At 59.7% G+C, this 12645-nt stretch carries 13 protein-coding genes; all 13 read left to right on the top strand.

Annotated features, from left to right (window positions below):
* Positions 1-9 precede the first annotated feature (9 nt).
* Entirely contained in the window at positions 10-882 is an 873-nt protein-coding gene (locus APH25_RS02630; protein WP_028632801.1) for a ParB/RepB/Spo0J family partition protein, read from the top strand.
* A gap of 148 nt (positions 883-1030) precedes the next feature.
* Positions 1031-1438 carry a F0F1 ATP synthase subunit I gene (locus APH25_RS02625; protein WP_028632802.1) on the top strand — a complete coding sequence of 136 codons (408 nt, stop codon included), beginning with the start codon at positions 1031-1033 and terminating at the stop codon, positions 1436-1438.
* A gap of 16 nt (positions 1439-1454) precedes the next feature.
* A complete protein-coding gene (gene atpB, locus APH25_RS02620; protein WP_028632803.1) occupies positions 1455-2324 on the top strand; it encodes a F0F1 ATP synthase subunit A in 870 nt (289 codons plus the stop codon).
* Positions 2325-2468: 144 nt separating this feature from the next.
* Positions 2469-2726, top strand: a complete 258-nt coding sequence (gene atpE / locus APH25_RS02615) for a F0F1 ATP synthase subunit C (RefSeq protein WP_003097235.1) — start codon at positions 2469-2471, stop codon at positions 2724-2726.
* Between the two features lie 56 nt (positions 2727-2782).
* Positions 2783-3253, top strand: a complete 471-nt coding sequence (locus tag APH25_RS02610) for a F0F1 ATP synthase subunit B (protein WP_003260032.1) — start codon at positions 2783-2785, stop codon at positions 3251-3253.
* Between the two features lie 12 nt (positions 3254-3265).
* Complete coding sequence (locus APH25_RS02605; protein WP_003253191.1) at positions 3266-3802, top strand: F0F1 ATP synthase subunit delta; 537 nt, start codon at positions 3266-3268, stop codon at positions 3800-3802.
* A gap of 21 nt (positions 3803-3823) precedes the next feature.
* Complete coding sequence (gene atpA, locus APH25_RS02600; protein ID WP_028632805.1) at positions 3824-5368, top strand: F0F1 ATP synthase subunit alpha; 1545 nt, start codon at positions 3824-3826, stop codon at positions 5366-5368.
* A 48-nt stretch (positions 5369-5416) separates the two neighbouring features.
* On the top strand, positions 5417-6277 hold the full coding sequence (gene atpG / locus APH25_RS02595) for a F0F1 ATP synthase subunit gamma (RefSeq protein WP_028632806.1): 861 nt from the start codon (positions 5417-5419) through the stop codon (positions 6275-6277).
* Between the two features lie 27 nt (positions 6278-6304).
* The gene (gene atpD / locus APH25_RS02590; protein ID WP_028632807.1) at positions 6305-7681 is read left to right on the top strand and encodes a F0F1 ATP synthase subunit beta; all 1377 of its coding nucleotides are present in this window, start codon (positions 6305-6307) and stop codon (positions 7679-7681) included.
* A gap of 43 nt (positions 7682-7724) precedes the next feature.
* Positions 7725-8144 carry a F0F1 ATP synthase subunit epsilon gene (locus APH25_RS02585; protein ID WP_028632808.1) on the top strand — a complete coding sequence of 140 codons (420 nt, stop codon included), beginning with the start codon at positions 7725-7727 and terminating at the stop codon, positions 8142-8144.
* A gap of 120 nt (positions 8145-8264) precedes the next feature.
* Positions 8265-9632: a bifunctional UDP-N-acetylglucosamine diphosphorylase/glucosamine-1-phosphate N-acetyltransferase GlmU gene (gene glmU, locus APH25_RS02580; protein WP_060480964.1), complete on the top strand. Its 1368-nt coding sequence runs from the start codon at positions 8265-8267 to the stop codon at positions 9630-9632.
* Positions 9633-9802: 170 nt separating this feature from the next.
* A complete protein-coding gene (locus tag APH25_RS02575; protein ID WP_060480963.1) occupies positions 9803-10576 on the top strand; it encodes a DeoR/GlpR family DNA-binding transcription regulator in 774 nt (257 codons plus the stop codon).
* A 6-nt stretch (positions 10577-10582) separates the two neighbouring features.
* Positions 10583-12418 (top strand): glutamine--fructose-6-phosphate transaminase (isomerizing), encoded by a 1836-nt coding sequence (gene glmS / locus APH25_RS02570; protein ID WP_060480962.1) that lies wholly within the window; start codon positions 10583-10585, stop codon positions 12416-12418.
* Positions 12419-12645 lie beyond the last annotated feature (227 nt).

Raw genomic sequence — 12645 nt, 5'->3', positions numbered from 1 at the left:
GGAATCCGCATGGCCGTCAAGAAACGAGGTCTCGGACGTGGGTTGGATGCGCTGCTCAGCGGTCCTTCCGTCAGCGCGCTCGAAGAGCAGGCTGTAAAGATCGACCAGAAGGAATTGCAACACCTGCCCGTGGAGTTGATTCAGCGGGGCAAGTACCAGCCGCGCCGCGACATGGATCCACAGGCGCTCGAAGAACTCGCCCATTCCATCCGCAGCCACGGGGTGATGCAGCCCATTGTGGTGCGGCCGATCGGCGACAACCGCTACGAGATCATTGCCGGTGAGCGCCGCTGGCGCGCCACCCAGCAGGCCGGCCTGGACACCATCCCTGCCATGGTCCGCGAGGTACCCGACGAAACCGCCATCGCCATGGCGCTGATCGAGAACATCCAGCGCGAGGACCTTAACCCGCTGGAGGAGGCACTCGCCTTGCAGCGCCTGCAGCAGGAGTTCGAGCTGACCCAGCAACAGGTGGCCGACGCCGTGGGCAAGTCGCGGGTGACGGTGGCCAACCTGCTGCGCCTGATTACCTTGCCCGATGCGATCAAGACCATGCTCGCCCACGGTGATCTGGAAATGGGCCACGCCCGTGCCCTGCTCGGCCTGGAAGAGCATCGCCAGGAGGAGGGGGCGCGTCATGTTGTCGCACGTGGGCTGACCGTGCGCCAAACCGAGGCGCTGGTGCGTCAGTGGCTGAGTGACAAACCTGATCCGGTAGAACCGGGCAAACCTGATCCGGACATCGCACGCCTTGAACAGCGGCTGGCAGAGCGGCTGGGCTCTGCGGTGCAGATTCGCCATGGCAACAAGGGCAAGGGGCAGCTGGTCATTCGTTATAACTCGCTGGACGAGTTGCAGGGCGTGCTTGCTCACATCCGCTGAAACAATTCCCGTTGTAGCGTGCGGCCGTAAATCACTACGAAGAGTTGAATAGGGGTTAATCCACCCCTATACTCTGCGCGCATTTTGTCGGCACAAATTATGCCAAGTCATAGCTGACGGGTTGGTCGACTTTCGGGGAGCAGTTGTGATGGAAATACGCACGCCAAACCGCTTGCCTTTCCATCGCTGGGCGGTTTTTCCGGTACTGCTTGCTCAATTTGTTGTACTGCTGCTGGCAGCGTTGGTGTTGTGGCAGTGGGGAGGGGCGGTCAGCGGTTATTCGGGCCTTTGTGGAGGCCTGATCGCGTGGCTACCCAATGTGTATTTCGCCTGGAAGGCTTTTCGCTTCAGCGGGGCACGGGCAGCACAAGCCATCGTCAAGTCGTTTTACGCGGGCGAGGCAGGCAAGATGATTTTAACGGCAGTGCTGTTTGCACTGACCTTTGCAGGAGTGAAGCCATTGGCGCCGTTAGCAGTATTCGGCGTCTTCGTGCTGACCCTTTTGGTCAGCTGGTTCGCGCCCCTGCTGATGAATAAAAGACTTTCGAGACCTTAGGGCGTTTGAGGCAACCATGGCAGCAGAAACCGCTTCGGGCTATATCCAGCACCACTTGCAGAACCTGACCTACGGTCAACTACCAGACGGCAGCTGGGGCTTCGCCCATTCGGCTGCAGAAGCCAAGGCAATGGGCTTCTGGGCGTTCCACCTGGACACCCTGGGTTGGTCCGTCGCGCTGGGTCTGATCTTCCTGTTCATCTTCCGCATGGCGGCCAAGAAGGCGACTTCCGGCCAACCCGGCGGCCTGCAGAACTTCGTGGAAGTGATGGTGGACTTCGTCAACGGCAGCGTGAAGGACTCCTTCCATGGCCGTAGCCCGGTGATCGCCCCGCTGGCGCTGACCATCTTCGTCTGGGTGTTCCTGATGAACGCCGTCGACCTGGTACCGGTCGACTGGATTCCTCAGCTGGCCATCCTGATTTCCGGTGACCCGCACATTCCGTTCCGTGCCGTGTCCACCACCGACCCGAACGCGACCCTGGCCATGGCCTTCTGCGTGTTCGCCCTGATCATCTTCTACAGCATCAAGGTCAAGGGCCTGGGCGGCTTCATTGGTGAGCTGACCCTGCACCCGTTCGGCAGCAAGAACATCTTCGTGCAGATCCTGCTGATCCCGGTGAACTTCCTGCTGGAATTCGTCACCCTGATCGCCAAGCCAATCTCTCTGGCCCTGCGACTGTTCGGTAACATGTACGCCGGCGAACTGGTGTTCATCCTGATCGCGGTCATGTTCGGCTCGGGTCTGCTGTGGCTCAGCGGCCTTGGCATCGTGCTGCAATGGGCGTGGGCTGTGTTCCACATCCTGATCATCACCCTGCAAGCCTTCATCTTCATGATGCTCACCATCGTCTACCTGTCGATGGCGCACGAAGATAACCATTAAGACCGCCTGGCGTGTCTGATAGCCTTCCCCGCTCGTTTGGGGGGAGGGCTTAAAAAGTCCGCAAGGGCATGCTGTACCAAACGATTTGTTTTACCGCTTCAAACTAAAAACCTAACCAATACGACGTAAAAGTCGGGAGGAAAGATGGAAACTGTAGTTGGTCTGACCGCTATCGCTGTTGCTCTGCTGATCGGCCTGGGTGCTCTGGGTACCGCCATTGGTTTCGGCCTGCTGGGCGGCAAGTTCCTGGAAGGCGCTGCTCGTCAGCCTGAAATGGTTCCGATGCTGCAGGTCAAAATGTTCATCGTTGCCGGTCTGCTCGACGCCGTCACCATGATCGGTGTGGGTATCGCTCTGTTCTTCACCTTCGCGAATCCGTTCGTTGGTCAGATCGCCGGCTAATCACTCGTCTTCACGAGTTGATGGCTGTATGAATTAAGACCGAGCGAGGTGTTGGCGTGAACATTAATGCAACCCTGATTGGCCAATCCGTTGCTTTTCTGATTTTTGTACTCTTCTGCATGAAGTACGTATGGCCTCCGGTCATCACTGCTCTGCAAGAGCGCCAAAAGAAGATTGCCGACGGCTTGGACGCTGCCAACCGCGCAGCTCGTGACCTGGAGCTGGCCCAAGAAAAAGCGGGTCAGCAACTGCGCGAAGCAAAAGCACAGGCAGCCGAAATCATTGAGCAAAGCAAGAAACGCGCTGCTCAGCTTGTCGAGGAAGCCCGTGATCAGGCCCGCGTCGAAGCTGACCGTGTGAAGGCTCAGGCTCTGGCCGAGATCGAACAGGAACTGAACAGCGCTAAAGATGCCCTGCGTGCCCAAGTGGGTGCCCTGGCCGTTGGCGGTGCTGAAAAGATCCTTGGCGCCACAATCGATCAAAACGCGCATGCGGAGCTGGTTAACAAACTGGCCGCTGAAATTTAAGCGAGGGCGATCATGGCAGAACTGACCACGTTGGCCCGACCTTACGCTAAGGCTGCCTTTGAGCATGCCCAGGCCCATCAGCAACTGGCCAATTGGTCAGCCATGCTCGGCCTGGCTGCTGCGGTGTCGCAAGACGACACCATGCAGCGCCTGCTCAAGGCCCCGCGACTGACGAGCGCAGAAAAGGCCGCCACGTTCATTGACGTGTGCGGTGACAAGTTCAATGCACAGGCACAGAATTTCATTCATGTTGCCGCGGAAAACGACCGTCTCCTGCTTCTGCCGGAGATTGCCGCTCTGTTCGACCTGTACAAGGCCGAGCAAGAGAAATCCGTGGACGTGGAAGTCACCAGTGCCTTCGCGTTGAACCAAGAACAGCAAGACAAACTCGCCAAGGTTCTCAGTGCACGGTTAGGCCAGGAAGTGCGCCTGCACGCGTCGGAGGATGCCAGCCTGATTGGCGGCGTCGTCATCCGCGCCGGTGACCTGGTAATCGATGGCTCTGTTCGCGGCAAAATCGCGAAACTGGCCGAAGCATTGAAATCTTGAGTTTGAAGGGGCAGCAGAGCAATGCAGCAACTCAATCCTTCCGAAATTAGTGAAATCATCAAGGGCCGCATCGACAACCTCGATGTGAGCTCCCAAGCCCGTAACGAAGGTACCGTCGTTTCGGTTTCCGACGGTATCGTGCGGATCCACGGTCTGGCCGACGTCATGTACGGCGAAATGATCGAGTTCCCTGGCGGCGTCTACGGTATGGCACTGAACCTGGAGCAAGACTCCGTAGGTGCAGTGATCCTGGGTGCCTATGACACCCTCGCCGAAGGCATGAGCGCCAAGTGCACCGGCCGCATCCTGGAAGTTCCGGTTGGTAAGGAACTGCTGGGCCGCGTCGTCGACGCACTGGGTAACCCGATCGACGGCAAAGGCCCGCTGGGCAACACCGAGACCGACGCGGTCGAGAAAGTTGCTCCGGGCGTGATCTGGCGTAAGTCGGTAGACCAGCCTGTACAGACTGGCTACAAGTCCGTCGACGCCATGATCCCTGTCGGCCGTGGTCAGCGTGAGCTGATCATCGGTGACCGTCAGATCGGCAAGACCGCCATGGCCATCGACGCCATCATCAACCAGAAAGACTCCGGTATTTTCTGTGTTTATGTAGCTGTCGGCCAGAAGCGTTCGACCGTTGCCAACATCGTTCGCAAGCTGGAAGAAAACGACGCACTGAAAAACACCATCGTGGTGGTTGCCAGCGCCTCGGAATCCGCCGCACTGCAATTCCTGGCGCCTTACGCCGGTTGCACCATGGGCGAATTCTTCCGTGACCGCGGCGAAGACGCACTGATCGTTTACGATGACCTGTCCAAGCAAGCCGTTGCTTACCGTCAGATCTCCCTGCTGCTGCGCCGTCCACCAGGACGTGAAGCGTACCCAGGCGACGTGTTCTATCTCCACTCCCGTCTGCTGGAGCGTGCATCGCGCGTTTCGGAAGAGTACGTCGAGAAGTTCACCAATGGCGCAGTGACTGGCAAAACCGGTTCCCTGACCGCTCTGCCGATCATCGAAACCCAGGCTGGCGACGTTTCCGCGTTCGTTCCGACCAACGTGATTTCCATCACCGACGGTCAGATCTTCCTGGAGTCGGCCATGTTCAACTCGGGCATCCGCCCTGCAGTAAACGCCGGTGTTTCGGTATCCCGCGTAGGTGGTGCCGCTCAGACCAAGATCATCAAGAAACTGTCCGGTGGTATCCGTACCGCTCTGGCTCAGTACCGTGAGCTGGCTGCATTCGCCCAGTTCGCTTCCGATCTGGACGAAGCGACCCGCAAGCAGCTGGAGCATGGTCAGCGCGTAACCGAGCTGATGAAGCAGAAGCAGTACGCACCGATGTCCATCGCGGACATGGCGCTGTCGCTGTACGCCGCTGAGCGTGGTTTCCTGACTGACGTAGAAGTCTCCAAGGTCGGCAGCTTCGAGCAAGCGCTGATCGCCTTCTTCAACCGTGATCACGCTGAACTGATGGCGAAGATCAACGTGAAGGGTGACTTCAACGACGAAATCGACGCAGGCCTGAAAGCCGGTATCGAGAAGTTCAAGGCCACCCAGACCTGGTAAGCCGCAGCGGGGGCTCAGGCCCCCGCTTGCTAACCTGATAGGTGATACATGGCAGGCGCAAAAGAGATTCGCAGTAAGATTGCGAGCATCAAAAGCACGCAAAAAATTACCAGCGCCATGGAGAAAGTGGCGGTCAGCAAAATGCGCAAGGCACAAATGCGCATGGCTGCTAGCCGTCCTTACGCGGAGCGTATCCGCCAGGTGATCGGTCATCTGGCCAACGCCAACCCGGAATACCGCCACCCGTTCATGATCGAGCGCCCTGTAAAGCGCGTTGGTTATATCGTGGTGAGCAGTGACCGTGGTTTGTGCGGTGGCTTGAATACCAACCTGTTCAAGGCCTTGGTCAAGGACATGAACGTAAACCGCGAACAGGGCGTGGAAATCGACCTGTGCGTGATCGGCAGCAAGGGTGCGACTTTCTTCCGCATCTTTGGCGGCAACGTTGTAGCCGCGATCAGCCACCTGGGCGAAGAGCCATCGATCAATGACCTGATCGGCTCCGTCAAAGTGATGCTGGACGCCTACCTGGACGGCCGTATCGATCGCCTTTCGGTGGTTTCGAACAAGTTCATCAACACCATGACCCAGAAGCCAACGGTCGAGCAATTGGTACCGTTGGTGGCAACCCCGGATCAGGATCTCAAGCACCACTGGGATTACCTGTACGAACCCGACGCAAAAGAGCTGCTGGACGGCTTGATGGTGCGTTATGTGGAGTCGCAGGTGTACCAGGCGGTGGTCGAGAACAACGCTGCTGAACAAGCGGCCCGGATGATCGCCATGAAAAACGCCACAGACAACGCCGGTGATTTGATCAAAGAGCTTCAGTTGATCTACAACAAGGCGCGTCAGGCTGCGATCACCCAGGAGATCTCGGAAATCGTCGGCGGCGCTGCCGCGGTTTAACGGTTCACATATTCAGAGGATCCAGCTATGAGTAGCGGACGTATCGTTCAAATCATCGGCGCCGTCATCGACGTGGAATTCCCACGTGACGTCGTGCCGAGTGTTTACAACGCGCTGAAAGTACAAGGCGCGGAAACCACCCTGGAAGTTCAGCAGCAGCTGGGCGACGGCGTGGTTCGTACCATTGCGATGGGCTCGACCGAAGGTCTGAAGCGCGGTCTGGGCGTCGTCGATACCGGCGCGGCCATTTCGGTTCCAGTCGGCAAGGCCACCCTGGGCCGCATCATGGACGTCCTGGGTAACCCAATCGACGAAGCCGGCCCGATCGGTGAAGAAGAGCGTCGCGGTATCCACCAGCCAGCGCCTTCGTTCGCTGACCAGGCGGGCGGCAACGACCTGCTGGAAACCGGCATCAAGGTTATCGACCTGGTTTGCCCGTTCGCCAAGGGTGGTAAGGTTGGTCTGTTCGGTGGTGCCGGTGTCGGCAAGACCGTAAACATGATGGAACTGATCCGTAACATCGCCATGGAACACAGCGGTTATTCCGTGTTCGCTGGTGTGGGTGAGCGTACTCGTGAGGGTAACGACTTCTACCACGAGATGAAGGACTCCAACGTTCTCGACAAAGTAGCCTTGGTCTACGGTCAGATGAACGAGCCACCAGGAAACCGTCTGCGCGTAGCGCTGACCGGCCTGACCATGGCTGAGAAGTTCCGTGACGAAGGTAACGACGTTCTGCTGTTCGTCGACAACATCTACCGTTACACCCTGGCCGGTACCGAAGTATCCGCACTGCTGGGCCGTATGCCTTCTGCAGTAGGTTACCAGCCGACCCTGGCTGAAGAGATGGGCGTTCTGCAAGAGCGCATCACCTCCACCAAGGAAGGTTCGATTACCTCCGTTCAGGCCGTCTACGTACCTGCGGACGACTTGACCGACCCATCGCCGGCGACCACCTTCGCCCACTTGGACGCCACCGTCGTTCTGTCCCGTGACATCGCCTCCCTGGGTATCTACCCAGCGGTCGACCCACTGGACTCGACTTCGCGCCAGCTGGACCCGAACGTGATCGGCAACGAGCACTACGACACCGCGCGTGGCGTTCAGTATGTTCTGCAGCGCTACAAAGAGCTGAAGGACATCATCGCGATCCTGGGTATGGACGAGCTGTCCGAGACCGACAAGCAACTGGTAGCCCGCGCTCGTAAGATCCAGCGCTTCCTGTCGCAGCCGTTCTTCGTAGCCGAAGTCTTCACCGGTTCGCCAGGCAAGTACGTTTCCCTGAAAGACACCATCGCTGGCTTCAGCGGCATCCTCAAAGGTGACTACGACCACCTGCCAGAACAAGCGTTCTACATGGTCGGCAGCATCGACGAAGCGATCGAGAAAGCCAAGAAACTGTAATTCCTGCGCCCCGCAAGGGGCGCTATCAGGTTGAGGCAAGCAGATGGCTATGACAGTCCATTGCGATATCGTCAGCGCGGAAGGAGAGATCTTCTCCGGTCTGGTCGAGATGGTGGTTGCGCACGGTAACCTGGGTGATCTTGGTATCGCTCCAGGCCACGCGCCGCTGATCACCAATCTGAAGCCAGGTCCGATCACGCTGACCAGGCAGGGTGGCGCCCAAGAGGTGTTCTACATCTCTGGTGGTTTCCTCGAGGTTCAGCCGAACATGGTCAAGGTGCTTGCCGATACCGTGCAACGTGCTGCAGACCTGGATGAAGCGCAGGCTCAGGAAGCCCTCAAGGCTGCCGAGAACGCCCTGAATCTGAAAGGCGCGGACTTCGATTACGGTGCCGCCGCCGCACGTCTGGCCGAGGCCGCAGCGCAGCTGCGTACCGTCCAGCAAATGCGCAGAGGCAAGTAATCGGCCCACGCTGATCACTGCTGTTGCGATTGAGTAAAAGGGTAGCCTCGGCTACCCTTTTTCTTTTTCCGAATTCCCCTCCGGTCATTTCACTGACCGCCCAGGATTGGTAGCCAGTCAATGTCACTCGATATCGTTATTCTCGCCGCCGGCCAAGGCACCCGCATGCGCTCGGCGCTGCCCAAGGTGCTGCACCCGGTAGCCGGCAACTCCATGCTCGGCCATGTTATCCACAGCGCCCGGCAGTTGCAGCCACAAGGCATTCATGTGGTGGTTGGCCATGGTGCCGAGTTGGTGCAGCAACGGCTGGCGAGTGACGACCTGAACTTTGTCATGCAGGACAAGCAGCTGGGCACTGGCCATGCACTGGCGCAGGCGCTGCCGGCCCTTACTGCCGATACGGTGCTGGTGCTTTACGGTGATGTGCCACTGATCGAAGTGCAGACCCTGCAACGGCTGCTGGCCAAGGCCAGCGAGCAGCGCCTGGGGCTGCTCACCGTCACGCTGCAGGACCCCACCGGCTATGGCCGGATCGTGCGCAACACAGACGGCAAGGTTACGGCCATCGTGGAGCACAAGGATGCCAGCGACGCGCAGAAGGCCATCAACGAGGGCAACACCGGCATTCTGGCCCTGCCTGCCGCACGTTTGGCCGACTGGATGGGCCGGTTGTCCAACAACAACGCCCAAGGCGAGTACTACCTCACCGACGTGATCGCCATGGCCGTGGCCGATGGCCTGGAGGTGGCCACCGAGCAGCCGCACGACCCCATGGAAGTGCAGGGCGCCAACGACCGCCGCCAGCTGGCAGAGCTTGAGCGTCACTACCAGTTGCGAGAAGGCCGTCGGCTCATGAGCCAAGGGGTCACCCTGCGTGATCCGGCGCGCTTCGATGTGCGCGGTGAAGTGACCGTGGGCCGGGATGTGCTGATCGATATCAACGTCGTTCTTGAAGGCAAGGTGGTCATCGAGGATGACGTACAGATTGGCCCGAACTGCGTGATCAAGGACAGCACCTTGCGCAAGGGCGTGATCATCAAGGCCAACAGCCACCTGGACGGCGCGGTGATGGGCGAGGGCAGTGACGCTGGCCCGTTCGCCCGTTTGCGCCCAGGCAGCGTGCTGGAGGCCAAGGCCCATGTGGGTAACTTCGTCGAGCTGAAGAACGCCCACCTGGGTGAAGGCGCCAAGGCGGGTCACCTGACCTACCTGGGCGATGCCGAGGTCGGCGCGCGTACCAACATCGGCGCCGGCACCATCACCTGCAACTACGACGGTGCCAACAAGTTCAAGACCGTGATGGGCGAGGACGTGTTCATCGGCTCCAACAATTCGCTGGTCGCACCGGTGGAAATCAAAGCCGGCGCAACCACTGCGGCAGGTTCCACCATCAATCAGGCCGTCGAGGCAGGTGAACTGGCCGTGGCACGTGCCCGACAACGCAATATCAGCGGCTGGAAGCGGCCGGAGAAAATCAAAAAGGGCTGAGTTATCCACAGACTTCTACGCCAAAGCCGATTTATGTGAATAAATCGGCTTTTTTATTTCTGATGTGCTGCATTACGTTTTGTCAGGAATTTTTATCCACACCTTGACGAGCGCGCTGGCTTAGGTTTTGATTGCAACCATTATCTTTCGAACCGAAACTTAAAAGCCCAATGTCGAAACGAAACACACCTCAGCGTCGGCACAACATCCTGGCTCTGCTCAGCGAGCACGGCGAGGTGACGGTCGATGCCCTCGCCAAGCGTTTCGATACCTCCGAAGTGACCATCCGCAAAGACTTGGCCGCGTTGGAGAGCAACGGGCTGTTGTTGCGTCGTTACGGTGGTGCCGTACCGGTACCGCAGGAGCTGCTGGTGGAACCGGCCCAGCCGGTATCTGCCTACAAGCGGGCAATTGCCCGTGCTGCGGTAGGCCTTATTCGCGAGCATGCACGCATCATCATCGACAGTGGCAGCACCACCGCGGCCATGATCCCTGAACTGGGGCGCCAGCCTGGGCTGGTGGTGATGACCAACTCGCTCAACGTGGCCCGCGCCATCAGCGAAATCGAGCACGAGCCGGTGTTGTTGATGACCGGTGGCACCTGGGACCCCCACTCGGAATCGTTCCAGGGGCAGGTAGCCGAGCAGGTGTTGCGGTCCTACGACTTCGACCAGTTGTTCATCGGTGCCGACGGCATCGACCTGAGCCGTGGCACCACCACGTTCAATGAGCTACTGGGTTTGAGCCGGGTGATGGCCGAAGTCGCCCGCGAAGTGATCGTGATGGTCGAGTCCGACAAGGTCGGGCGCAAGATCCCCAACCTCGAACTGCCCTGGAGCAGGGTGCACACCCTGATCACAGACGAACGCCTGCCCAGCGAGGCACGCCAACAAATTCAAGCCCGCGGCGTCAACCTGATCTGCGCCGCGATCAGCCAGGAGTAAATAGACATGTGTGGAATCGTGGGTGCAGTCGCCGAGCGCAACATCACCGCCATCCTGATCGAGGGCCTGAAGCGTCTGGAATACCGTGGGTACGACAGTGCAGGCCTGGCCGTGCTGACCCAGGACGGCGAGCTGCAGCGTCGCCGCCGTATTGGCAAGGTCAGTGAGCTGGAAGCTGCTGTGGTGGCCGAGCCGGTTGCCGGGCGCCTGGGCATTGCCCACACCCGTTGGGCTACCCACGGCGCACCTACCGAAGGCAATGCACACCCCCATTTCTCTGGCCATGAAGTGGCTGTGGTGCACAACGGCATCATCGAGAACCACGAAGCGCTGCGCGAAGAGCTCAAGGGGCTGGGCTATGTGTTCGCATCGCAGACCGACACCGAAGTCATCGTCCACCTTATCCACCACACCCTCAAAAGCCTCCCAGACCTGGCCGACGCCCTGAAGGCAGCGGTCAAGCGCCTGCATGGCGCCTATGGCCTGGCGCTGATCAGTACTCACCAACCCGACCGCCTGGTGGCAGCGCGCAGCGGCAGCCCGCTGGTCATTGGCCTGGGCCTGGGTGAGAACTTCCTGGCGTCCGACCAACTGGCGCTGCGCCAGGTCACCGACCGCTTCATGTACCTTGAAGAAGGGGACATCGCCGAAATCCGCCGTGACCAGGTGCGCATCTGGGACCAGGGTGGCCGTGAGGTTCAGCGCGAAACCGTGCAGTACCACGAAGGGGCAGAAGCCGCTGATAAAGGCCAGTATCGCCACTTCATGCTCAAGGAAATCCACGAGCAACCGCGCGTGGTACAGCGCACCCTCGAAGGTCGCCTGGGCACTGACCACGTGCTGGTCCAGGCCTTCGGGCCACAGGCGGCCGAGCTGTTCGCCAAGGTGCGCAACGTGCAGATCGTGGCCTGCGGCACCAGCTACCACGCAGGCATGGTTGCCCGTTACTGGCTGGAAAGCCTGGCGGGGATCCCTTGCCAGGTAGAGGTAGCCAGCGAGTTCCGCTACCGCAAGGTGGTGGTGCAGCCCGACACCCTTTTCGTGTCCATCTCCCAGTCCGGTGAAACCGCCGACACCCTCGCGGCCCTGCGCAACGCCAAAGAGCTAGGCTTCCTCGGCAGCCTAGCCATCTGTAACGTCGGCATCAGCTCGCTGGTGCGTGAGTCGGACCTGACCCTGCTGACCCTGGCCGGCCCGGAAATCGGCGTGGCCTCCACCAAGGCCTTCACCACCCAGCTGGTGTCGCTGATGTTGCTGACCCTGGCCTTGGGCCAGGTGCGCGGCACTCTGGCGGCCGGCGTGGAAGCCGAGCTGGTCGAAGAACTGCGCCGCCTGCCGGCCCGGCTGGGTGAAGCCCTGGCCATGGACGCTACCGTCGAAAAAATCGCCGAGCTGTTCGCCGACAAACACCACACCCTGTTCCTGGGCCGTGGTGCCCAGTACCCCGTTGCCATGGAAGGGGCACTGAAGCTGAAGGAAATCTCGTATATCCATGCCGAAGCCTACCCGGCTGGCGAGCTGAAACACGGCCCGCTGGCGCTGGTGGACAACGACATGCCGGTGGTTACCGTTGCGCCGAACAACGAACTGCTGGAAAAGCTCAAGTCCAACCTGCAGGAAGTGCGTGCCCGCGGTGGTGAGCTGGTGGTGTTCGCCGACGAGCAGGCCGGGCTGAGCAATGGTGAAGGTACCCATGTGGTCCAAGTGCCGCACATCGCCGATGCCCTGGCGCCGATCCTGTACACCATACCGCTGCAGTTGCTGTCGTATTACGTGGCTGTGCTCAAGGGTACTGATGTGGATCAGCCGCGGAACTTGGCGAAGTCGGTGACGGTGGAGTGATGGGGGTGTTGCTGGGATACAAAGCCTCCAAGCTCAGGGCTGCCAGTTAAAAGGCTTTGGCCCGCCTGGCAGCCTATCCCCTGCAAAACCCGCAGATAACGTGATGCTTCAGCAGGGACCCGTGGGAGCAACTGTCTTCCCCAAGATCTCAAAGCTGGCGCAATCACTGTGGGAGCAACTGTCTTTCACAAAACCTGAACGCTGGCGCAGTCCACCTTGTGGGAGCG

Origin of the sequence: Pseudomonas sp. NBRC 111119, assembly GCF_001320125.1 — a bacterium.
GTDB classification, from domain to species: domain Bacteria; phylum Pseudomonadota; class Gammaproteobacteria; order Pseudomonadales; family Pseudomonadaceae; genus Aquipseudomonas; species Aquipseudomonas parafulva.
The sequence above is the reverse complement of the archived record's forward strand: the minus strand, read 5'-3'. Positions and strand labels throughout refer to the sequence as shown.